Origin of the sequence: Pseudomonas sp. p50(2008) (assembly GCF_015351605.1) — a bacterium.
Taxonomy (GTDB): Bacteria; Pseudomonadota; Gammaproteobacteria; order Pseudomonadales; family Pseudomonadaceae; genus Aquipseudomonas.
On record NZ_JACMYF010000010.1, the window covers coordinates 110,689 to 134,086 of the forward strand.

At 56.3% G+C, this 23,398-nt stretch carries 22 protein-coding genes; 16 read left to right on the plus strand and 6 right to left on the minus strand.

Going from position 1 to position 23,398, the window contains the following annotated elements:
- The first annotated feature begins 161 nt into the window (after positions 1–161).
- Both ccoN and H7698_RS25825 read left to right on the plus strand, forming a co-directional pair.
- The gene (ccoN, locus tag H7698_RS25820) at positions 162–1,589 is read left to right on the plus strand and encodes a cytochrome-c oxidase, cbb3-type subunit I (protein ID WP_162436728.1); all 1,428 of its coding nucleotides are present in this window, start codon (positions 162–164) and stop codon (positions 1,587–1,589) included.
- A gap of 14 nt (positions 1,590–1,603) precedes the next feature.
- The gene (locus tag H7698_RS25825) at positions 1,604–1,825 is read left to right on the plus strand and encodes a cbb3-type cytochrome c oxidase subunit 3 (RefSeq protein WP_194693220.1); all 222 of its coding nucleotides are present in this window, start codon (positions 1,604–1,606) and stop codon (positions 1,823–1,825) included.
- 127 nt (positions 1,826–1,952) lie between these two features.
- Here H7698_RS25825 and H7698_RS25830 read toward each other — a convergent pair whose 3' ends face one another.
- On the minus strand, positions 1,953–2,447 hold the full coding sequence (locus tag H7698_RS25830) for a hypothetical protein (RefSeq protein ID WP_194693221.1): 495 nt from the start codon (positions 2,445–2,447) through the stop codon (positions 1,953–1,955).
- 154 nt (positions 2,448–2,601) lie between these two features.
- Here H7698_RS25830 and H7698_RS25835 point away from each other — a divergent pair, with 154 nt between their 5' ends.
- Positions 2,602–3,294: an aspartate/glutamate racemase family protein gene (locus H7698_RS25835; protein WP_194693222.1), complete on the plus strand. Its 693-nt coding sequence runs from the start codon at positions 2,602–2,604 to the stop codon at positions 3,292–3,294.
- A gap of 1 nt (position 3,295) precedes the next feature.
- On the opposite strand, the gene H7698_RS25840 is transcribed toward H7698_RS25835, so the two are convergent.
- The 3 genes from H7698_RS25840 to H7698_RS25850 all read right to left on the minus strand — a co-directional run bounded on the left by H7698_RS25840 (position 3,296) and on the right by H7698_RS25850 (position 5,439).
- Positions 3,296–3,817: a GNAT family N-acetyltransferase gene (locus H7698_RS25840; RefSeq protein ID WP_194693223.1), complete on the minus strand. Its 522-nt coding sequence runs from the start codon at positions 3,815–3,817 to the stop codon at positions 3,296–3,298.
- A 174-nt stretch (positions 3,818–3,991) separates the two neighbouring features.
- Positions 3,992–4,912 (minus strand): LysR family transcriptional regulator, encoded by a 921-nt coding sequence (locus H7698_RS25845; RefSeq protein ID WP_194693224.1) that lies wholly within the window; start codon positions 4,910–4,912, stop codon positions 3,992–3,994.
- A gap of 86 nt (positions 4,913–4,998) precedes the next feature.
- A complete protein-coding gene (locus H7698_RS25850; RefSeq protein ID WP_194693225.1) occupies positions 4,999–5,439 on the minus strand; it encodes a carboxymuconolactone decarboxylase family protein in 441 nt (146 codons plus the stop codon).
- Positions 5,440–5,643: 204 nt separating this feature from the next.
- Between H7698_RS25850 and pdxR the strand changes: the two genes are divergently transcribed.
- The 7 genes from pdxR to H7698_RS25885 all read left to right on the plus strand — a co-directional run bounded on the left by pdxR (position 5,644) and on the right by H7698_RS25885 (position 11,067).
- Entirely contained in the window at positions 5,644–7,077 is a 1,434-nt protein-coding gene (pdxR, locus tag H7698_RS25855; RefSeq protein WP_194693226.1) for a MocR-like pyridoxine biosynthesis transcription factor PdxR, read from the plus strand.
- Between the two features lie 123 nt (positions 7,078–7,200).
- Complete coding sequence (locus H7698_RS25860) at positions 7,201–7,494, plus strand: antibiotic biosynthesis monooxygenase family protein (protein ID WP_162436736.1); 294 nt, start codon at positions 7,201–7,203, stop codon at positions 7,492–7,494.
- Positions 7,495–7,693: 199 nt separating this feature from the next.
- The gene (locus H7698_RS25865) at positions 7,694–8,110 is read left to right on the plus strand and encodes a cupin domain-containing protein (protein ID WP_194693227.1); all 417 of its coding nucleotides are present in this window, start codon (positions 7,694–7,696) and stop codon (positions 8,108–8,110) included.
- A 230-nt stretch (positions 8,111–8,340) separates the two neighbouring features.
- Positions 8,341–9,051, plus strand: a complete 711-nt coding sequence (locus tag H7698_RS25870) for an ATPase (RefSeq protein WP_194693228.1) — start codon at positions 8,341–8,343, stop codon at positions 9,049–9,051.
- Positions 9,052–9,233: 182 nt separating this feature from the next.
- Positions 9,234–9,860, plus strand: a complete 627-nt coding sequence (locus tag H7698_RS25875; protein WP_194693229.1) for a hypothetical protein — start codon at positions 9,234–9,236, stop codon at positions 9,858–9,860.
- Positions 9,861–9,942: 82 nt separating this feature from the next.
- A complete protein-coding gene (locus H7698_RS25880) occupies positions 9,943–10,434 on the plus strand; it encodes a hypothetical protein (protein WP_194693230.1) in 492 nt (163 codons plus the stop codon).
- Between the two features lie 84 nt (positions 10,435–10,518).
- A complete protein-coding gene (locus H7698_RS25885) occupies positions 10,519–11,067 on the plus strand; it encodes a hypothetical protein (protein WP_194693231.1) in 549 nt (182 codons plus the stop codon).
- 54 nt (positions 11,068–11,121) lie between these two features.
- Here H7698_RS25885 and H7698_RS25890 read toward each other — a convergent pair whose 3' ends face one another.
- Positions 11,122–16,029 carry an NAD-glutamate dehydrogenase gene (locus H7698_RS25890; RefSeq protein ID WP_194693232.1) on the minus strand — a complete coding sequence of 1,636 codons (4,908 nt, stop codon included), beginning with the start codon at positions 16,027–16,029 and terminating at the stop codon, positions 11,122–11,124.
- Between the two features lie 116 nt (positions 16,030–16,145).
- Between H7698_RS25890 and H7698_RS25895 the strand changes: the two genes are divergently transcribed.
- Complete coding sequence (locus tag H7698_RS25895) at positions 16,146–16,508, plus strand: hypothetical protein (RefSeq protein WP_194693233.1); 363 nt, start codon at positions 16,146–16,148, stop codon at positions 16,506–16,508.
- Between the two features lie 74 nt (positions 16,509–16,582).
- Here the strand turns inward: H7698_RS25895 and H7698_RS25900 are convergent, their stop codons facing one another.
- Positions 16,583–17,674, minus strand: coding sequence for an RHS repeat-associated core domain-containing protein (locus H7698_RS25900; RefSeq protein ID WP_194693234.1), 1,092 nt, complete (start codon positions 17,672–17,674; stop codon positions 16,583–16,585).
- Positions 17,675–17,842: 168 nt separating this feature from the next.
- Here H7698_RS25900 and H7698_RS25905 point away from each other — a divergent pair, with 168 nt between their 5' ends.
- From H7698_RS25905 to H7698_RS25925, 5 genes are all read left to right on the plus strand, one after another.
- Positions 17,843–18,199 (plus strand): hypothetical protein, encoded by a 357-nt coding sequence (locus H7698_RS25905; RefSeq protein WP_162436740.1) that lies wholly within the window; start codon positions 17,843–17,845, stop codon positions 18,197–18,199.
- Between the two features lie 112 nt (positions 18,200–18,311).
- On the plus strand, positions 18,312–19,022 hold the full coding sequence (locus tag H7698_RS25910) for a FadR/GntR family transcriptional regulator (RefSeq protein WP_194693235.1): 711 nt from the start codon (positions 18,312–18,314) through the stop codon (positions 19,020–19,022).
- A gap of 107 nt (positions 19,023–19,129) precedes the next feature.
- The gene (gene lhgO, locus H7698_RS25915) at positions 19,130–20,323 is read left to right on the plus strand and encodes an L-2-hydroxyglutarate oxidase (protein WP_194693236.1); all 1,194 of its coding nucleotides are present in this window, start codon (positions 19,130–19,132) and stop codon (positions 20,321–20,323) included.
- 60 nt (positions 20,324–20,383) lie between these two features.
- Positions 20,384–21,712 carry an MFS transporter gene (locus H7698_RS25920; RefSeq protein WP_194693237.1) on the plus strand — a complete coding sequence of 443 codons (1,329 nt, stop codon included), beginning with the start codon at positions 20,384–20,386 and terminating at the stop codon, positions 21,710–21,712.
- A gap of 691 nt (positions 21,713–22,403) precedes the next feature.
- Positions 22,404–23,231: a YcaO-like family protein gene (locus tag H7698_RS25925; protein WP_235992955.1), complete on the plus strand. Its 828-nt coding sequence runs from the start codon at positions 22,404–22,406 to the stop codon at positions 23,229–23,231.
- The last annotated feature ends 167 nt before the right edge of the window (positions 23,232–23,398 follow it).

Here is a 23,398-nt window from a genome sequence, read left to right on the forward strand (position 1 = left end):
CCATATCAGCGAGCGGCAAAACGCCGCAGATGTGCCTGCTAATCTGATCCGTATAAATGACGTTTTTCTGAGTCTGTTTTGTTTCGGGCAGGGTTTCTACAGTGCAGGACCTGTCAGGCCGGGTGGCCTGGCACTACTTTGCAACCGTGGAAGCAATGACCATGAGCACAGCAACAACCGGCCAGGCCTATAACTACAAGGTCGTGCGCCAATTCATCGTGGCAACCATCGTCTGGGGTGTCGTGGGGATGGCGATGGGGGTGTGGATCGCCTCGCAACTGGTGTGGCCCGAGATGAACCTCGACCTGCCATGGACCACCTTCGGCCGCCTGCGACCGCTGCACACCAGCCTGGTGATTTTCGGTTTCGCCGGCAGCGCACAATTCGCCGCCAGTTATTACGCCGTGCAGCGCACCTGCCAGGTACGCCTGTTTTCAGACAAGCTGGCAGCGTTCACATTCTGGGGCTGGCAATCGGTGATCGTGGTCATGCTGGTCAGCCTTCCCCTGGGCTACACCACCACCAAGGAATACGCCGAAATCGAATTCACCGGCGCGGTATGGATGACCGTAGTCTGGGTCGCGTACGCCATTGTGTTCTTCACCACTGTGGTCCAGCGCAAGACCAAACACATCTACGTAGGTAACTGGTTCTTCGGCGCCTTCATCGTGGTAATTGCCATGTTGCACGTGGTCAATCACCTGTCGATTCCGGTGGACTGGTTCAAGTCCTATCCGGTGTATGCCGGGGCCACCGACGCCATGGTCCAGTGGTGGTACGGGCATAACGCGGTGGGCTTTTTCCTGACCACTGGATTCCTCGGGATGATGTATTACTTCGTACCCAAGCAAGTGAATCGTCCGGTGTACTCCTATCGGTTATCGATCGTGCACTTCTGGGCGCTGATCACCTTGTACATCTGGGCCGGTCCGCACCATCTGCATTACACCGCACTGCCGGACTGGGCGCAGTCGCTGGGCATGGCGATGTCGCTGATCCTGCTGGCACCAAGCTGGGGCGGGATGATCAACGGAATGATGACGCTGTCAGGCGCCTGGCATAAGTTGCGCACCGACCCGATCCTGCGTTTTCTGGTGCTGTCCCTGGCCTTCTACGGCATGTCGACCTTTGAAGGGCCGATGATGGCGATCAAGACCGTCAACGCCCTCTCCCACTACACCGACTGGACCATCGGCCACGTGCACGCCGGCGCACTGGGCTGGGTCGCAATGATCACCTTTGGCGCGGTTTATCACATGGTCCCGAAGGTCTTCGGGCGCGAGCAGATGCACAGCACGCCGCTGATCAACACGCACTTCTGGCTCGCGACCATCGGCACGGTGTTGTACATCGCTTCGATGTGGGTCAACGGCATCACCCAAGGGTTGATGTGGCGCGCGATCAATGACGACGGCACGTTGACCTACTCGTTCGTCGAAGCGCTGCAGGCCAGTCATCCGGGGTTCGTCGTGCGGTTTGTCGGTGGCGTGTTTTTCCTGAGCGGCATGCTGCTGATGGCTTACAACGTGTGGCGCACGGTGCGGGTCGCCGATGTGGCGATGGCTGAACGCGAAGCGCAGATTGCCTGAAGGGAGCAACCGCAATGTTCGAGCTGATGATGAATGGCGTGGCGGTGATCGCGCTCTGGCTGGCGGTCGAGTATTGCTTCAAGCGCCAGACCGCGCAAAGCCTGGAGGATGCGAGCCTGATTCCGTTTGCCGATGACCCGGAGGTGGCGCGGCGGGTGGAAATGGCGACCGGGTTGAAAGTGAAAGCGGTCGCGCCGGAAGAGGCGAAACCAGGCTGGATCAACCTCGATATCTAATCCACCCACAACCCCTGTAGGAGTGAGCCTGCTCGCGATGGCGGTGTATCAATCAATTTGGTAACTGACACAACGCCAATCGCGAGCAGGCTCACTCCTACAGAGGGAGGTGCCATGTTTCCGGTTATCAGCCACGTTCGCGAGGAATCAGGCTCTGCAGCTGCTGCGCCAAAAAGTCAGCATCGAAAGCGAACGTATCCGGGTCTTTCAAGCCATTGGTCTTGCGCCATTGCCAGCTAGCGGACGGTGGCAGGCAGACCAGCGAAATGCTGCCGTAGCGCGCGGCCGTCAGGCCCATGACCGCCAAAGAAATCTGACCGCCCGTGCCCATGACGTCCGGGACGAATTCCACAGGCTTGCCGGCGATGACAATGCTGAGTTTTTCAGTCTTGAAAATCGACGTTTCGACCGGAACGCTCGGCCCGAAGGCGACATATGCCTCGCGTTTGACTTCCAGCAAGTTCGGCGTCTGAACCGGTTCCAGCCATTGCTGGATCTGATCGAACACTTCACCAATGCGCGTTGCCCACACAGCCGATTGCGACTCAAACAGTTGTTTCTTGTGCGCTTCGCTTTCTGCGTATTGGCGAAGCATCTCACCCAGTTGCTTTACGTCGTCCATTGCGGTGTTCCTTTGGTTGAAGCAGTGCTGCGGACTTTGAGCATGGCAGATGCGCGCTACCGATGTTTGACTAAAAGCCTGAACGGCATTTTGCGGTGGATCTGAATGCCGATCCACGGCACTCTGCTTTTCTTCAAACCCACAGGAATACACCATGCACACCATCGGCCTTATCGGCGGTATGAGCTGGGAATCCAGCGCCGAGTATTACCGTCTGATCAACCAAGAGGTTCGCGACCGGCTGGGGCCATTGCGTTCGGCAAAACTGCTCATGCACAGCGTCGATTTCGGCCCGGTCGAGCAGGCCCAGCATGCGGGGCGCTGGGACGATGCGGCGGCGATTCTGGTGGACGCGGCGCAACGGCTGCAAGCGGGTGGCGCTGAGTGCGTGGTGCTGTGTACCAACACCATGCACAAAGTCGCAGGGCAGATTCAGGACGCTATCAGTATTCCGTTCCTGCACATTGCCGACCCGGCTGGCCAGGCTGCCGTCAACATGGGCGCACTGAAGGTTGGCTTGCTGGGCACGGCGTTCACCATGGAACAGGACTTCCTCAAGGATCGCCTGATTGCGCAAGGGCTGAGTGTGCTGGTGCCCGAGACGGATGAGCGCCAGGCCGTGCACCGGATCATCTATGACGAGTTGTGCGTCGGCGTGATCAGCGAGGCCTCACGCAAGGTCTATCAACAAGTCATTGAATCCCTCACCCGACGTGGGGCGCAGGCCATCATCCTTGGCTGTACCGAAATCGGCCTGCTGATCAAACCCGAACACAGCACCCTGCCCTTGCTCGACACCACCGAACTGCATGCACAGGCGGCGGTGGCGTTTGCATTGGGTGACTGAATCAATGGGTGCCAGGCATGTGACGCAGGCGCGCCATGCTCAAGGCATCCACATAGACGCCGTCACGCACGGCATAGTCGCGCAACGAGCCTTCGGTCTCGAAGCCGAACTTGCGATACAAGCCGATGGCCGCTTCGTTATCGCTGTAGACCGAAAGCTCGACCCGTCGCAGGTTCATCCAGTTGTCGGCGATATCCAGCGCGGCAGTCAGCAGTTTTGTGCCGATGCCTTTGCCTTGCCACGCCGACGCGACACCCATGCCGAGGCTGCCCGCATGGCTGCGCCGAATCCGCGAGTACTGTTCAAGGCCGAGATTGCCGATGACCGTGCCCTGATGCAGCGCAACCAGCTGCACCACGCGCTCATTGTCCGACGCCAGGCGCTTGCGCCAGACGTCGACGGTCTGAAACGGCATCTGCAGCACCTGGCGCGTGACCACCGGGTCGTTGTAGAGGGCGGTAATGCCGTCGAGGTGCGTTTCGTTGAAGCGTTCGAGGGTGATGACGAAGTCGGAAAGCGACATGGGTGATTCATCCTTGATGCAGACATGGCTGCTTACTCTATAACGCCATCGTCGACTGTGGCGAGATCCAATGTGGGAGCTAGCCTGCTGGCGATTAGCGGTGTGTCAGGCAACATGGATATCGACTGGCAGACCGTAATCGCTAGCAGACTAGCTCCCACAGTGGTGTTGTGTTCAGGCTTGGAACCATTCACGTCGTTCGTTGAAGGTGTTCTCGATCAGCTCGACGAGCATCTGCACATCAGGCTGTCCTTGCGACTCGGTATTGACCGCCATCCACACCTGGCGCTCCATCGGTTGTTCGAACAACCCGGGCAATGCGACCAGCCCTCGGTCAAGCTGACTCATGTAGTGCGGCACGAGCCCGATGCAGGCGCTGGAGCGGATCATCTCCAGCATCAGCTCGTAGGCGTGCACGCGCACCACTGCAGCCAGGCGTTGATCCACCAGGCTGTTCCAGGGATTGAACGCATCGAGCTGGCGGTCATGCTGCCATTGCACCAATAAAAAATCGGCCAGGTCATCATGACTTTCCGGCCTCGCCGCGACCCGCGAATAGCGCTTGGAGATGTGCGGCACGTAGCCCAGCCGCGCCAGACGCTGCGGCTCACCGACGTTAAAACTGGGCCCGGGCAGCGGCGAGTCGGTGCCCGCCAGCCACACCACCACATCGGCACTGATCGCTTGCAGTGACAGCTCGCTATCCAGAGTGACGATATCCAGTCGAACGCTGGCGTTACGTCTTACCAGCGAGATCAGGTCACGGCCGAGGATGTCATGCAGGATCGGTTCGGCCACGGCCAGACGTATCAGGGGCTGCTCGATCACCGGTAAGTCGCGCTCATGGGCCAAGGCGATCAAGTGCGCCTGAAACTCCAAACCATCGCGACTCAACGACACGCCATTGTCCGAGGGATTGAACAGCGAACACTGCAGCTGCGTTTCCAGCTGCGCCAGTTGCTTGCGCAATTGGGTCGCCTTGATGTTCAGGCTGCGAGCCGCTTGTGTGAAGCAGCCACAACGGGCGCTGACCCGGAAAGACCGCGCCAGCACGGGATCAATGTAGCGGGTGCGGGTGGTTTCGATCGTTGGCATCGCTGACTCCCTGTCGATCTGTCGGTGAAAGCTTCATCTTGCGCACTATTGATGAATTCACTGTGACAGGTGGGGGCATCAACGCATCAGGCGCTGGGGGTTTGTCTGAAGCTCACGGCCAGGCGATTCCAGCTGTTGATCGCGGTGACGGCAACGGTCAGGTCGACCATTTCGCTTTCATTGAACTGCTCACGGGCCTGGGCGTAGACATCGTCCGGCACGTGGCTTTGCGAGAGTAAGGTCACCGCTTCGGTCCAGGCCAGTGCGGCGCGCTCGCGGGGATTGAAAAAACCGCTGTCGCGCCAGACCACGACTGAATACAGCCGGCGATCGGTCTCCCCCAAACGCCGGGCGTCTACCGAATGCATGTCAGTGCAGAACGCGCAGCCATTGAGCTGCGAGGCACGGATCTTGATCAGGTGCAGCAAGGGCTGTTCGATACTGAGGTTACTGGTCAGCGCTTCCATGGCGATCATGGCTTTCATCGCTTTGGGTGATGCGCTGTAGTAATCCAGACGGGAATTCATGGCGAGCCTCGAGTGTCGATGGATACGCTTTACGGTAGGCGCTCAAGGAGGACGATTACAGGTCCAATTATGCGAAAAAACCGTGGACCACCCTGGCCTCAGACCAATCCTCGGTTTTTCGCCCACGCAACTACTGCGCGAGCCCTCATGCAGGTAATCTGGCGCGACGCACACGCGCTCAACAGCTCCGGGAGCCCCGCCGGTATGGAACTTCATGTTGTCATCAATGGCCGCAAGGACCTCACCGGCCAGCTCTATACACAGCTGCGTAGCGCCATTGAATCCGGGCGCCTGGCCGCCGGGACACAACTGCCTCCCAGCCGTTTGCTGGCGGAACAACTGGGTATTTCGCGCAAGACCATTTCTGATACCTACGCGCAACTGACGTACGAAAACTTCCTCACCGGCGTGATCGGCAAAGGCACTTACGTCAACGCCAGACCGTCAAAAGTCACCCGCAAGCAAAGCCACTCGGAACTGGCCAGTGCCGAGGTCATCGAGTCCTGGCGCAACCTCCCGGTGTTTCTGCGTCACCCGACCCTGGAAGGCTCGCTGCGCTATGACTTTATCGGCGGCGCCACCAGCAAGGGACAGTTTCCCCAGGACGACTGGCGTCGCTGCACCTCCCATGCCTTGCGCCAGATGGCCGGCTCCAAGGGTTTGTACAGCCTGCCTGAAGGTTTGCCGGCGTTGCGCAATGCGATTGCCCGGCACATTGCGTTTTCTCGCGGGGTCAATTGCCAGGACGAAGACGTGGTGGTGTGCAACGGCGCGCAACAGGCGCTGGACTTGATCTCACGGGTAATGACTCGCCCCGGCAACATTGTGGCCATGGAAGATCCCGGCTATCCGCCTGCCCGCCTGTTGTTTGGCAGCCACGGCGCTACCGTGATCGGCGTGCCGGTAGATGCCGAGGGTATCCAGGTGGACAAGATTCCGCTGGGAACGCGACTGATTTATGTGACGCCGTCTCACCAGTTCCCGCTGGGTATTCCGATGAGCCAGGAGCGGCGGATCGCGTTGCTCGAACGGGCCTATGAGCTGGGTGCAATCATCATCGAGGACGATTACGACAGTGAATTTCGTTACGAAGGCCGACCTACCGACTCGCTGCAAAGCATGGATGAGCGGGGCATCGTCGCTTACGTCGGGACATTCTCGAAAACCCTGTTGCCGGAACTGCGCCTCGGTTACGCCATTTTGCCACCGGCGATTCTTGAAGCGGTGATCCGCGCCAAGCAATTGACCGATCTGCACACGTCCACCCTGCCCCAATGGGCGCTGGCCAAGTTCATCGCTGAAGGCTGCCTGCTCAAGCACATTCGACGTTGCCATACGATTTATGCCGGGCGGCGCGAGCGGATTCTCACGCGCGTGGCCACCGACCTTTCTCCTTGGCTGGAGGCGGTGCCTTCCACGGCAGGTTTCCACATGGTGGTTATGTGCAAAGTGCCTATCGATATGCCTTTACTGATCGAACTGGCCAAAAAAGTTGAAGTCGGGCTCTATTCGATTGAAGGCTTTTATTATCAGCAAGCGCCACAGGCCGGACTTCTCATGGGGTTCGGGGCCATCGAAACCCTGGACATCGACACCGCCCTGGACCGCTTGCGCGACATTTTGCAGCAACTGGCCTGACGCATTGGTGTGGGGGTTTATCCGGCGATTGGCTATTGGTGGTCCGGGGGTGCAAGCCTATCCTGCATAGGCGTTATCCCTCAGTGAGCAGGATTCGTCCGGCCTGATTCAGGAGTGTGAGCAATGTCCAATGATGTGATCAACACCGTACAGGTGCAGGCCGCCCCCGGCCGAACGGAAGAGCTGGGCAAGCAACTGCAAAAGATTGTCGAAACCCTGCGCGAACTTCCGGGCTGTGATTCCTATATGGTCGACCGCTGCCCAGAGGACAGTAACCGCTGGAGCGTTAGTGCACGCTGGCAATCGGAAGCGGCCATGCAATCGCATTTCAACTGCCCTGAAGTCCAGGGTTTTATCGGGCTGATTGACAGCCAACTGGCCAATGCCGTGGATTTCAACAGTTTTCCGATTCGCTGAAAAAAACGAAGCCTTGCAGCAACCTTGCAGCAACCTTGTAGCAGCTGCCGAGCCAACGCAGCCTCGCAGGCTCGACAGCTGCTACACGTTTCGCCGCGTTTTGATTGGTCACCTGACCTTCCAGAAAATTGGCCGTTTGTTTGCCGTTACTTGCGGATTAATGTGGTTTACGACAACTACTCTGCGCAGGTGATAAACCATGAAAGCTTTGCGTTTCTGTACCGCTTCCCTCGCCGCCCTGGCCCTGACTGTTTCTGCTGCGGCTTTCGCCCACGAAGGCGACCCTTCGGAAAAAGTCACCGTGTTGCAGGACCAACTGCTGAAAAACGTTCTCGGCAAGAAAGCAATGATGATCGAGGTCGACTACGAGCCCGGCCAATCGTCCATTGCCCACAAACACCAAGGCACCGCGATGGCGTATGTCCTTTCCGGAGAAATAACCTCACAAGTGAAGGGCGAAAAAGCGATCACCTACAAGGCCGGTGAATACTGGTATGAGCCGGCGGGCTCGGAGCATCTGGTCTCGAAAAATGCCAGTGCCACCCAGCCTGCGAAGTTGCTGGTGTTCATGGTGTTGTCGCCGGATGAGAAAGTGCTGATCCCCTTGAAAAACTGATAGCTGAGCACCGATGTATAAATAAAAAGGCCCGAATGACAACTTCGGGCCTTTTTATTTCTCAACGCTATTAATCAGTGCGGGTTAAGCCAAACAAAACTATTCATTTCTCGATATAAGCCGCGAGTGCCTGTTTCATTAGGGAACGACAGGTTTAGTCTAAAACCTGATGCCGGCTACTACCGGCGCTCTTAACTTGCCGACTCAGGTTGTTTCACTGGAGTAACACCATGAAACGTGCACTTGCCAGTACCTTTGTAATAACCATTGCTTTAACCGGCTGCTCAATTCCCACGGCGCCCACGGCGGTGTCGTCGCTCGATGGGATTTTCACTCAACCGGTTGGCCGCAGCAGTGCGACACAGGTTGCCAGCGGTGCGAATGTGTCTCTGGGTATCGTCTATAGCCGAAACACCCAGACCAATCGCGCCTATCTGCAGGATTACCAGGCCAACGCCGGCACCGGTTTCGGCCAGAGCCTGCTGGTGCAGCCCATCCACGACGCCTACGTGGCCACCTCCAAGCCGGATCTGGCAGTGGACTGGGTCAAGGCTTCGTTGCAGCGTCAGTTCGGCTCAGTGTCGGTGTACCCGGACATGGAAAGCCTCAAAGCCGCGAAACCTGATGTGGTCGCCATTGTGGACAGCCGCAGTCAGTTGATCACTTCCCGCAGTTCGGATGTCTCAGCGGATGTCAGCGCGGATTTCTACGACAGAAACTTCAACTACATTGGCACAGCGCATGGGCACGATGCCAAAGCATTGAGTCCGGTATGGGCGGATTACAAACGCAGTGAAGAAATCGTGGCGGATATTAATGAACAGCAAAACGTTCAAGTTCGAGCGCTGCAGAAGTTCGACCAGTCGCTGGCTGGTTTACTGACTCAACAAACCAGTGAAGTATCAATGTTCGACCACCGAAACAACGGCAAATCACTTTGACATGAACGACCTCTTCGGGACTGTTCTCGAAGAGGTTATTCGAAACAAGGTATTCACTACCCTCCCACCCACTTGTCAAAACGACAAGCAACACAACGCAATACTTTGTAAGTATCAATAATCGACCGGTGTATTATTTTAATTCGGCAAAGATGCCACCCTACTCAAACAAGGACGCTATGATGAGTACCGAACAAGAAAGATCTTTTATTGCACGTATCCGATACAACGGTGATTACCTGGGTTTTCTCCAAGAGAAGTATATCCTCAGTGGACCGCAGCCAAACTTGCTGACCAGTTATGATCATGAGGAAAGACTCAGCAGATCTTCATATGGCTGGTCGATGAGCGGAGGACTCCCGGATAGTCGCGCGTTCGCCGAGGAGCGCGTAGGCCAGCAAAACCTACATCTCGAAATGATCGTATATTTCAGGTGCTACGAGAACTACTACAACATACAGATTCGTAATAAATATTTCCTCGGACAGTTTTTCAGCAAGAGTGAAGACGGCAGTCTCGGGGCGTACCCTCCGGCGGGTGGTAACACCACATCATACAATCTGCTCGACGCAAACCTAAACATCATAACCCTGGACGATATTGAGACGGATGAAGCGAGGGTTTATTTCAAAGCCCGGAATGCAGGCCTCATCAATTCACGCAAAAATCAGCTGCGCGATCCAGGCGTCCGGAAAAAACATCAGCAATTCAATACTTTTGGTGATCATTCCGGAACACCCGCTCAGTTCGAGCTGAAGATACTGGAGCGAAATGTTCCTTACCCAACCAAACATGTGCCTTATACCTGATGCTTCCCGCGACATTCGCAGCGACAACGCTAACCTTTTAAGTCTTGCATGACGCAAGGCTCTTCCAGACAAGGACGAACTCATGAGTACCGAACAGGAAAAATCTTTCATCGCTCGCATCCGATGTGGTGCTGCAAAACTGGGCTTTATTCGTGGATGGTTATCAGGCAACGAACCGAACCTGCTGACGACCTCAGATGACAACGATGATTTGATTGCCTACTTCAGATGTTACGAGGATTACTACAACATCCAAATTCGCAGTGCAGCTTGTTTCGGAAACTTTATCAGCAAAAACAGCAATGGGAATCTTGCCGCCTGCCTGCCCGCTGGCGGCAATACCACCTCATACAACTTGTTGGATACCCACCAACGAATCATCACACTCGATAGTATTCAGGGCGACGAAGCCATCATTTACTTGAAGGCCCGAAGCGCGTCGACCATCAAGTTAGAAGAAACCCCTGCCTATGAATGGTTTAGCGGCGACCCTCATGGAAACGTCGTGCAGTTCGAGCTGAAAATTCTCGAGCGAAACGTTCCTTATCCAACTAGTAATGAGCCGTACTCCTGATATCAAGAACACTGTATACAAACCGCCCATCGTTCGCAGTTATGTGAAAAGCTGCACTTCGATACATGCAAACAAAGGGGTAATATGAGCACTGAACAGGAGAGATCTTTTATCGCACACATTGCATGCGACAACTCCGAGATTACTTTTTTCGAGGAAGAGCTGCATGAAAGCTGGTTTCAACTCAGATCACCCTATGATCACAGACCTTCCTTGCAGTGGAACTGGCTAACGACCAATCCAGGAAATTTCCAATTAAAGCAGATGATCGTATATTTCAGATGTTACGAAAACTACTACAACCTACAGATTCGCAGCGCTGGCTATTTCGGAAAATTTTTCAGCACCAATAGAGAGGGCACACTGGGTGCCTATACGGCAGCCGGCGGAAAAACCACTTCGTTCAATTTACTCGACGCCAGTTTCAACATCATCACGCTCGACGACATCAAGACGAATACGACCAGCGTTTATATGAAAGCTCGTAATTCAGGCGTCATCAATGGAGCACAAATGTACGATCCAGACATCTATAGTTACGGTAATAAACCTGGAGATCCGGTGAAGTTCGATCTCACCATTCTCGAGAGAAACGTGCCGTACCCCACCGACAACGAGCCTTACCGCCTTTGAAATAAAAAAAAGCCCCGTATTTCACAATACGGGGCTTTTCAGTTCAACGACTTATCAGGCCGCTGGCTCCAGTTCGGCGCTGACACTGGAATTGGCAATGGCAGGCACTACCGCTTGCCCGCTCAATGCCAGGTCCAGCAACTCACGGTTGGCTACCGCGTACATGGCGTAATCAGTGCCGCTGGCGGCACGGATTTCCACCAGCATGGCACGCCAGCGTTCGATCATGCCGTCGTGCTGCTCCATCCATAGCGCCAGACGGGTTTCCACGTCCTGGGTGCCGTCGCCCTGTTGCAGGACCGAGATGGTGATCGCACGTTGCTGCCAGTCGACGTCATCGCGGAACGCTTCACGGGCCAGGGCTTGCCAGTTGTTTTCAACCGGCAGGGCACTGATCTGTTGCAGGTACCAGGTGATGTCCAGCGCGCTGCCCACAGCGAAGTAAGCCTTCGCCACGTCGGCTGCGTTCTGGCCGGTCACATCGGCGGCCTCGATGATTGGCAGCAGGGTGTACAGGTGAGTGGTGCCTGCAACCATGCGCGCCAGCAACTCAGGTACGCCAGCGGCGACGTAAGCCTGGTAGCGGGTTTGCCAGCCTTCGCGAGTCGGGCCTTCCAGCAGTTCGTCGAGCTTGAGGCCCAGCGCTGCGAGATGTGGACCGAAGTGCGCGACGTCACGGGCAGCGTTCTGCTCGTTGCGACGGCTGCGCAGGAACCAGCGCGTTGCACGGCGACCCAGGCGCATCAACTCGTCCATCAGCTCCAGTTGAACGTCGGCCGACACCTGGTAATCCAGGGCTTCGATCTGACGGAACCAGTGCGGAAGGTGGAAGATGTCACGCACGATCACGTAAGCGCCAGCTACGTTCGCCGGGCTCATGCCGGTCGACTCTTTGAGACGCTGAACGAACGTGATGCCCATGTGGTTGACCAGGTCGTTGGCGATCTGGGTGCTGACGATCTCGCGCTTCAGACGGTGGCGGCGCATGGCTTCGGAGAACTTGCTCACCAGGCTTGGCGGGAAAGCGGTTTCCATGTCGCGCGTCAGGTAGTCGTCGTCCGGCACCAGGGAGTTGAGCAGCTGCTCCTTGAGGTCGATCTTGCTGTAGGAGATCAGTACCGACAACTCGGCACGGGTCAGGCCGTGACCTTCCGCGACGCGTTCGTTGATAGCCTCTTCAGCCGGCAGGAACTCAATGGCGCGATCGAGCTTGCCGCGGCTTTCCAGATCGTTCATCAGACGCTTGTATTCGGCAATACGCGGCAAGGCGCGACGGGCCGCCAGGGACAGCGCCTGGGTCTGCTTGTAGTTGTTGCCGAGCACCAGATTGCCCACTTCGTCGGTCATGCTCGCCAGCAACTGGTTACGTTGCTTGTCGGTCATGTCACCGGCCTGAACCACTTCGTTCAGCAGGATCTTGATGTTCACTTCGTGGTCGGAGCAGTCCACACCACCGGCGTTGTCGATGAAGTCGGTGTTGGAGCCGCCGCCATTGAGGCCGAATTCGACACGACCCAGCTGGGTCATACCAAGGTTACCGCCCTCGCCCACGACTTTGCAGCGCAATTCGTTGCCGTTGACGCGCAGTGCATCGTTGGCCTTGTCGCCGACATCAGCGTGGCTTTCGGTGCTGGCCTTGACGTACGTACCGATGCCGCCGTTCCACAACAGGTCCACCGGCGCCTTGAGCAAGGCATTCAGCAGTTCGGTCGGGGTCAGCTTGTCAGCCTGGATGTCGAAGCGTTCTTTCATCTGCGGGGAAATCGCGATGCTTTTCGCGCTGCGCGAGAAGATGCCGCCGCCTTCGGACATGATGCTGGTGTCGTAATCCGACCACGCCGAACGCGGCAGGTCGAACAGGCGCTGACGTTCGGCGAAGCTGTTCGCCGGCTGCGGATTCGGGTCGATGAAGATGTGCAGGTGGTTGAATGCAGCGACCAGTTGCAGAGTTTCGGACATCAACAAGCCGTTACCGAAAACGTCACCGGCCATGTCACCGACGCCGACCACCGTGATGCTGTCTTTCTGAACATTGATGCCACGTTCACGGAAGTGACGTTGTACGCCAACCCACGCGCCCTTGGCGGTGATGCCCATTTTCTTGTGGTCGTAACCGGCGGAACCACCGGACGCGAACGCGTCGCCCAGCCAGAAACCGTAGTCGATGGCAATGCCGTTGGCGATGTCGGAGAAGGTCGCAGTGCCTTTGTCCGCGGCCACTACCAGGTACGGGTCATCGTCGTCGTGGCGAACCACATTCAACGGTGGAACCAGTGCGCCGTCCTTCAGGTTGTCGGTAATGTCCAACAGGCCCGAAATGAAGATGCGGTAGCAGGCGATGCCTTCGGCCGCGATCTCGTCCCGGCTGCCGCCCAGTGGCAGGCGACGCGGCAGGAAGCCGCCCTTCGCGCCGACCGGCACGATGACCGAGTTCTTCACTTGCTGGGCTTTTACCAGGCCCAGGACTTCGGTACGGAAGTCTTCTTCACGGTCGGACCAGCGCAGGCCGCCACGCGCAACGTTGCCGAAGCGCAGGTGCACGCCTTCGACGCGTGGCGAGTAGACGAAGATTTCGAACTTCGGAACCGGCTTCGGCAGCTCTGGAATCTGGTGCGGATTGAACTTGAAGCTGAAGTAGGACTTGTTCTGACCGTTGGCATCGGTCTGGTAGAAGTTGGTCCGCAGCGTGGCCTTGATCAGGTCCAGGTAGCGACGCAGGATGCGGTCTTCGTTCAACACCTGGACGTCGTCCAGTGCGGTGACGATGGCTTGCTCCAGACGTTGTTGCTTGTCTTCCAGATCATCGCTGGTGAGCTTGCGCGCCAGGTAGAAACGGGTCTTGAACAACCGGGTCAGCTCGCGAGCGATGTCGGTGTGGTTGTTCAGGGTGCTGGCAATGTAGCCCAGGTCGAAGCCAAGACGAATCTGCTTCATGTAGCGCGCGTAGGCACGCAGCAACGCCACATCGCGCCATGGCAGGCCGGCAGTCAGCACCAGCCGGTTGAACGCATCGTTCTCGGCATCGCCACGCACGATGTGGACGAAGGCGTCCTGCAAGGTGTCGTTGAGCTGCTGGATGTCGAGTTCCAGGCCTTCAGCGGCGGTGAACGCGAAATCGTGAATCCAGAACTCGCGACCATTGTTGTGACGCAGGCGATACGGGAACTCACCCAGCACGCGCAGGCCGAGGTTTTCCAGGATCGGCAACACATCGGACAAGGCCAGCGGGGTATCGGCGTGGTACAGCTTGCAGTGCAGTTCGCGCTTGCCGGACACCTGACCCAATGGCTGATAAAAACTCATCACCAGTGGATTTTTTTCGTTCAGGCTCAGCAGGTGCTGCATGTCGACCACAGCCGAATGCGCGGCGAACCGCTCGCGGTAGCCGGCCGGGAAGCCTTTCGGGAAGTCAGCCAGCACGTTGGTGCCGTGGGCTTCACCGAAGCTTTCGACAACCAGGCTCGCGTAGTCGTCCTGCCAGCTGCGGCAGGCCTGCACCACTTCTTTTTCCAGCAGTACGGGGTCGATATCCAGGCGATTCTTCGGATCGACACGCAGGATCAACTGCACGCGAGCCAGCACGGATTCGGAGAAGAAGGTCCAGAACTCGCAGTCCGAGGCTTTCAGGCGATCCATCAGCACTTGCTGGATCTTCTGGCGCACTTCGGTGGAGTAGATGTCGCGCGGCACGTAGGCCAGGCAGTAGCAGAAACGACCGTACGGGTCTTTGCGCAGGAACACGCGAATCTTGTTGCGTTCCTGGATCTGCACAATCGACATCACGGTGGTGAACAGTTCGTCGACCGGGGTCTGGAACAGGTCGTCACGCGGCAGCACTTCGACCACCTGTGCCAGTTCCTTGCCCAGGTGAGCCTTGGCCTGGAAGCCGGAACGGCGTTCGATTTCTTCGACCTTGCGGCGGATGTACGGGATGACCCGCACGCTCTCGCCATACACCGATGAGGTGTACAGGCCCATGAAACGGCATTCCTTGATGACTTTACCGTCGGCATCGATTTCGCGAATCGACACGTAGTCGGGGTAAGCCGGGCGGTGTACACGGCTTGGGTGAGCGGCCTTGGCGAACGACAGCAAAGTCGGTTCGCGCAGGTAGTTCACGGCGTAATCTTCGATGCGCAGGTCATCGTAGGTCAGGCCGGTGCGCAGCAATTTGGTCAGACCGAGGAACGAATCCTGGTCGTAGACGATGTGGCCGCCGTCGGCTTCATCGCGCACCACGAATTCTTCATAGCCGAGGAAAGTGAAGTGGTTGCCCACCAGCCATTCCAGGAAGCTTTTGATTTCGGCCTTTTCTTCTGGGTCGACGTTGAACTGGCTATTGTCCAGACCGGTCAGGATTTCCAGGACCTTGTCTTTCATCGGTTCGAAATCGGCCACCGCGACGCGGACTTCACCGAGAACCTGTTCCAGTTCCTTGCTCAGGACATTCAGCTCGGCCGCGTTGGCACAACGGTCGATTTCCAGGTACATAAGGGATTCTTGCAGGATCCCTTCGCCCTGAGTGCCTTTTGGCAAGATTTCCAGCAACTCGCCCTTGCTGCCGCGACGCACGCTCAGCACGGTGGTTTGCAGGGTATGTATGCTATAGCCGCGACGGTTCAGCTCGGTACGCACCGAGTCGACCAGGAACGGCAGGTCGTGGTGCAGCACTTCGACCGCCGTGTGGGTCGACTGCCAGCCGTGGCGTTCGTAATCAGGGTTGTAGACGCGCACCTGCGGTTGCGCGTGATCGAAGCGCTCAAGCAGGCGCCACGCAGAAAGGGTACAGCCAGCAAGGTCGGACAACCGACGCTGCGTCAGCTCGTCAAGGGAAATGATGCCGAAGAATTGTTCAGCGAACAGCGCCACTTGTGGCAGTGCCTGTTCACTGATGTGCTGCGCCAGTGCCGCTTGCAGTTGGTGCTGGAAGTCGGCTTTGCTGGCTGCGGTGAAGAACGCCATCTGTGGTACTCCGCTTGGGCTTGTTATTGATGGAAGCGTCGCGTGTAACACCCCTTTCGGGGCGATCCGTCACCCTGTTCCTGATTCTCGGGCAGAGGAAACAGGGAGACAGGTGGGTGAAGCTGGACGAGACACTCAGGTCACATTCACCTTCCATGAATGGGCATCTGCAAAAACGCCTGGGCGATCGATTGCGCAAGGTTTTTACGGGTATCCATTCGATGCGCAGCTTACCCAGTGCGGCAAGGCCCGTGCTTGCGGTGCTGCGACATATTCGGTCATCGGTATGCAGCTTGGTGGTGGAGCATCGACTAACACTAGCAGCCGGGGGGCAGTTTTGGACTATTTATGAGCATACAAATGGTATGGCTGCACCAGAAATGACTGATGGGAATGATAACGCCTTCAGAATAGAAGGCTTTTTGTCTACCTTTGCATTTTCTGCCAAACCACTCGACATGTGCACTCCGAAAAATTGAGATCGGGGGGAGAAACGCACTCGTCTTTCAATCAACATTGAGTACCGGTTTTTATTAAGGCTCAATAGACATGGTTAATCGCCTCTCACATTTGTATTTAAACGATCTAGACCTGCAAAGTGGACCGGCCGATATTGCGCACCATACCGTACGAGAGCGCCAGCATCCTTTGCAATTCCGAAGTAATAGGGACCCGCGTAAGTCTCACTTACTTTTAGGCCTTCGAACACGCCTCCAGTATTGATAGCACCCACTACCCCTTCATAGGCTTTAACCGGACGCTTTGCCAATTGACTAAACCCTTCAGCAAAAGAAATATCCGCTATACCATAGATGTTTTTTTCTACATCTGCCGAATGACAAACCACCATCCGAACATAGTCATATTTTTGAACATCGACACCCTGTCGCCTGGCGAGATCATGCAGTTCTAATACACTAAAGCCTTCTCCCACCTCCCCTTGAAAATAATGTCCGTCGAAGGTAAGCCTTGAGCGCCCCTTGTAAACATCTTCAAATGTATAAATGCCTTCGGAGAGCCGCGTTACATTCTTAACAGCTTTAAGTTTAATACCAAGTTCAAAAGATCTGGCCATCGCTGAAACCTTTGAAAGATACTGACTGAGCGCAGAAAAAAAATGCCCCGTTTGATCACTTCGATTTATTGGATCTCCTTGACAATACGCATACGAATTCAGCCCACCCTTTCCAAACGGACTAAAATTATCGGGGCTGTTGAACCGCATCAATACCGGGTTGAACGCACGATAACCATTACCCAACAAATAATGCCCCGTCACCGGTTCCGGTCGCTGCCCATTGAAGCCCAACAAGCTGCTCAAACCACTGTCAACAACCCGATGACCGTAAGCAGAGTACGCAACGGTTCGCATGCACCTCGCTCGAAGCGCGTGAAGTACAGAACGCTGCTGGTCCGCAGCAATCAAGGCACTATCGACCTCACCGCCGTGAAGCCGTTGCTGCGCGAGCAATTGATCGCCATTTTGAACGATTGAAATATGCTCATCGCCTTGAACCTCGGTGACCAAATGACTTGCGCAATAGAAGCGCTGGCAATCGGAGTTGTCCAATTGGCGATGGCTCGATAAACGATCCAGCGCATCGTATCGATAGCGGATAAGCGGGGTTTGCTGCTGGCGCGACATGGGCACTCCGAAAAAACATGACCAGGGACGCCCTTCACTGTCGAACGTTTTGCCAAACACGGCAACTATCAGAACTGCTAGGTTCAACGCGCCCCAGCAAAAAATACCCGATGCTGGCAAAATCGCGCTTTTCCTGCCAACACCGCGCCCAGCGCCAGGACCTCTCACATGCAAATGACCACCTCCCTCTTGATCGTCAACCCATGCGATGACGAAGAAGACAACATGGCCATGCTCGCCTGCCACAGCGATCAGGGCGATATGTTCCTGATGACCCGCTACCCGGACGAGGACGAACTGGAGATCACCCTCGACGGCGAACCGTCCACCCTCGACGGCGTAAAAGTCACTCTCAGCCCTACCCGCCTGCTGATCGAGATTGCCGCGGCGGATGCGGATGCACTGAATGGCGATGATTCGCTGGAAATTACTCACAGCACGGATGCCGGCGATCTGGCGGAAGTGGAAGAAACCTTGCAGAACATTCTCAAGGGGACGGGGACCTATATCAGCGAGCTGGTCTGACAGCTCCAAGAATGATCGTCCGCTGAGCCGATTCCCGGAAGCCTGCAGTTTCTTGACAACAAATAAGCCCACTGGCATTGTCTGACAACCTGATCTGCGAGCCACACTTCTCATGCTTCAGCTACAGCGCCCCGACTCCCTGGTTGAACGAGTGGTCAATGCCATCCGCGAAGAAATCGAATCCGGCCGGCTGACCGCCGAATCGCGCCTGCCCACCGAACAACAATTGACCGAACAGTTGAATGTCAGCCGCTCGGTGGTGCGTGAGGCCGTGGCTCAGCTCAAGGCTGATGGCATCCTGGTCAGCCGCCGGGGTCTGGGCTCTTTCATTTCCCAGAATCCCAGCGGCACGGTGTTTCGGTTTCCCAGCCAGAAAGGCCGCAAGCCAGACCTGGTGCAGTTGTTCGAAATGCGCCTGTGGACCGAAACCCAGGCCGCGTCCATCGCCGCGCAGCGCCGTGACGAAGCGGACCTGCTGCGCATGCGCACCGCCTTGCAGGAAATGCATGACAACCGCAGCGACTTCGCCGCAGCGGCCCTGGCCGACGTCGAGTTCCACCGGGCGATTGCCGACGCCAGCAAGAATGACTATTTCGTCGCGTTCCACGATTTCCTGCGCGGCCAACTGGCCGAAGCCCGACGCACCGCCTGGGAAAACTCCGCAGCGCACTCAGTGGGCGGCTCCGCCGATGCTGGACGCGAGCACCAGGCGCTGTACGACGCCATTGCGGCAGGAGACCGTCACCGAGCGGCCGCCTGTGCTGAAGCGCACCTGCGCGCAGCTGCCAAACGCCTGAAGATTGACCTTCCCAGCATCGACTGATTTCCGGCTGCACCGAGGACGCTGCGATTGAGCGTCTTTTTTACCAATTACTTTGTCTGACAACCTGATAAGCAGACTCTCTGCCAGCAATTCAAGGTGACACCTGCATGATCTATGACTATTGCATCATCGGCGGCGGTATCGTCGGCCTCGCCACCGCCATGGCGCTGCTCAAACGCCAGCCCGGCGCCTCCTTAGTGATCCTGGAAAAGGAACCGATGCTGGCGCAACACCAGACCGGGCATAACAGCGGCGTGATCCACGCCGGCATCTACTACGCCCCTGGCAGCCTCAAGGCCGACCTGTGCAAGCGCGGCGCGGAAGCGACCAAGGCGTTCTGCACCGAGCACCGGATCAAATTCGACGTCTGCGGCAAGTTGCTGGTGGCCTCGACACCGCTGGAAGTCAGCCGCATGCATGCCCTGTATGAGCGCTCGAAACAGAACGGTTTGAAAGTCGAGCAACTGGATGCCACCGAACTGCGCCGCCGCGAACCGAACATCGTCGGTCTCGGCGGCTTGTTTCTCGATGCCACCGGGATTGTCGACTATCGCCAGGTGTGCCAGGCCATGGCCCGGGTAATCGAGGCCGCGGGCGGCGAAATCCACCTGCAGACCAGCGTCACTGCGATCCGCGAGAGCGCCGACAGCGTTACCGTCAGCAGCCTCGACCAGGTCTGGCAGGCCCGACAACTGGTGGCGTGCGCCGGTTTGCAGTCCGACCGGCTGGCGAGAATGGCTGGGGTCAAGATCGACCATCAGATCATTCCGTTTCGTGGCGAGTACTACCGCCTGCCAGCGTCCAGAAACGAGATCGTCAACCACCTGATCTACCCGATTCCCGACCCGGAGCTGCCGTTCCTCGGGGTGCACCTGACACGGATGATCGATGGCAGCGTCACGGTCGGCCCCAATGCCGTACTCGGCCTGGGTCGGGAGAACTACCGCAAGTTTTCGATCAACTGGCGCGACGTCGCCGAGTACGCGGGCTTTCCGGGCTTCTGGAAAACCATCTGGAACAACCTCGGCTCCGGCACCACGGAAATGAAGAACTCGTTGTTCAAACGCGGCTACCTGGAACAGTGCCGCAAGTACTGCCCTTCGCTGGAGGTCGATGACCTGCTGCCCTACGAAGCCGGGATCCGTGCCCAGGCGGTGATGCGCGACGGCACCCTGGTCCACGACTTTTTGTTCGCCGAGACGCCGCGCATGGTGCACGTATGCAATGCCCCCTCGCCGGCCGCGACCTCGGCCATTCCAATCGGCCAGATGATCGCCGAGAAAATTCTTACAAGTCGCTGAACCCGCTGCACGGGTGCCATCACCCTTAAAAATAACTACAAAGACCAAAGGAAATCATCGATGTCTGTACATCAAGCGGCCCCGACCGCCCCGGAAACTCCGCTCCAAAAGCAAAAACGCCTGCGCAAGGTGGCTGCCGCAACAATCTTCGGCTCAATGCTGGAGTGGTATGACTTCTATCTGTACGCCACCATGGCGGCGATTGTCTTCTCGAAGATCTTCTTTGATCCGAGCAATCCGGCGGTCGCATCACTGCTGGCCTTCTCGACCTTTGCCATCGGTTTCATCGCCCGCCCGTTTGGCGGCATCCTGTTCGGCTACCTGGGCGACCGTTTTGGCCGCAAGCAAGTACTGGTCATCACCTTCTGCATGATGGGCGTGTGCACCACCCTGATCGGACTGATCCCCAGCTATGCCTCGATTGGCATCTGGGCACCGATCATCCTGGTGCTGGTGCGGATCATCCAGGGGCTGGGCGCGGGTGCCGAACTCTCCGGCGCAGCCGTCACGTCCTACGAGCATGCCAGCGAAGGCAAGCGCGGCAGCCAGGGCGCCTGGCCTGCCTTGGGCCTGAACCTGGGCTTGCTGCTATCGTCGCTGACCGTCTACGTGCTGACCATGAATGGCAACGAGTTTCTGTTGTCCGGCGGCTGGCGCATTCCGTTCATCTGCAGCATCGTGCTGGTGGGTGTTGGCCTGTGGGTTCGTCGCAGCATTCCGGAAACCCCGCAATTCAAGGAACTCGACACGACCGCCGCCAAAGAACAGGTATCGCCGCTTAAACTGCTGTTCAGGAATGACATGAAGGGCCTGGTGGTGGTGCTGTTCGTGGCGATTGGCTACAACGCCCTGAGCTATATCTTCAAAACCTTTTCCCTGGCCTACCTGACCCAATTCAAAGGTGTCGAAGCCCACGTCACCGCGTTGTCAGTCACCATCGCCAGCCTGGTGGCAATCGTTGCCGTGCCGTGCTTCGGCTGGCTCTGCGACAAGTGGAGCAGCAAAAAGGTACTGATGCTCGGCGGCCTGTGCTCAGCGATATTCGCCTATCCATTCCTGACCCTGCTCAACACCGGCGAGCCGCTGATGATCTATCTGGCCATCGCCATCGGCACCGGGATTCTCGCCCCCATGATGTTTGCCCCCCAAGGCTCGTTCCTTAGCCGCCAGTTTCCGACCCAGACCCGCTCTTCGGGGTTTGGTACCGGTCGTGAAGTCGGTACAGCGATCGCCGGTGGTCTGGCGCCTCTGGGCGGCCTGGCGCTGGTGGCGAATTCGGCGACCCATTCCACCGATGGCGTGGCGGTAATCCTGCTGATCTCCGGGGTGCTGGTGGTGGTTTTTGCGTTGTTTGACCAAGGGCGTAAGCACTCCAGCTTCAAGAACTAACGTTTGTGATGGCAGCGGGCGCCTATCTATTTCTGTGGTAGCGACCGCTGATGGTTTACGACCATTTACGGCGGGTTACTTTGAAGTGGCTGCGCGCCCCAGCGCTCAGTTACCCGTCGTGAAAGCAGAATCACTTGAGGTCGTATTGGCAGAAATGGACGACGATCCTTTGATCTTTACTCTGTCGCGCCTATCAATATCTCTGCGAGAGCCGATAGATAACGCTCGAAAACGCCTCAAAATCGATCGAAAAACTTATATCCTCGCAAAATCTTAAACACTGCAAGGCATTGTATTTAAACCACAAATACCCAGAAACAAGCGAAAACGCAAATCCCGCCCGTTTCCTCCTACCTGATGACAAGAGCTCACCTACATCAGTATCGGAAGGTCTGATCTAGCCCACCAATAACCATCCTGCTATTAATTAGTCACTTGCGAAAAAAACTTCGCAAGTGAGGCGCCTGCTATTGCAGCGCTCAAAAATAAATATCAAAGGAGTTAATTGATATGGGTAACAAACGCTCTGAAATAAACACAATGACCGGGCTGCCGTGGGGACCTAAGGATTGGTTGATGTCTGAAACTGATTTCTTCTGTTCTCTAACTAACTGAAATCACTGATCGACTATTCATCCATAAAAAGATGCCGAAGGGGCCCTTTCGGCATTCATAACTTCAAGAGGGTATTATGTTCGAGCGCGAAACAACATCGTCTGAAGCTTTATACAACATCATGTCCACGATCCACGCGCTAGGTCTAAACCCCATTGCGCGCTACGCAGATGCGACCAAGCTCGTGGCTACAGCTCAGCTTTTTGACAACTGCAATAATTTTGTTGAGTCTGGAGCAGGAAAAGGCCCCGACGCGCTGATAGGTGCGCTGGCCGAAAGTATTGAGCATTTCAGCACCTTCCGCTCGCATACTGACGATCACATATCACAGCGGTCCGAAAGTATAGCCACTCAGAAAACCGCTGAAAACGACGGGCTTTTTATCAATCTGCCGCACAGCGAAGAGCTGATCAAATGCTTCAAACTTACAACTCTCGACAACAAGCAAACCCTCCTTATTCCATGTATCCTTCTTTGCCCTCGCACAGCAGATAAATCTCTCAGCAAAAACAGTTCTGCGGTAAATTTCCTTGATCGGTATTCTTCTAATTCAGGAATTGCTTATGGATGCACAGAAGACGAAGCTCTCCTGCACGGGACCCTTGAGGTAATAGAAAGACACATTCTCTCGCTTTTCTTTATGGCTACTTGCGCAATCGGCCCAAAAATTGACTTATACAAGCCCTCTAAGGACCTGCTTAGAAAATCGTTGCAAAACGATGAATCTTCACTAGAGCGCGCTGACAAGCTCCAAATAATAATCATAAAAGATGTAATGTCGGTCTACTTCTCGGTAGCAATCCCTAAAGAAGGTCCTAGAGGTCTCCATTTGTCATCTATCGGCTCAGGGTGCTCTCTGGATATTTGCACCGCCATTCAAAGGGCTGTTACTGAGCAGTTTTAAGCCGATGTTCTTTATGACGCTGCCGAAGAAGCCAACGATAGAAAAACCCTAGATCTGCTTTCCAGCTCAAAAAACTTAAAATCTCTTATAGACTTCTCACCTATAAAAAATTTAAGGCTACCTACGTTTCATTATCATTCACAAAACTCGAGAATAACTGTGTCAGA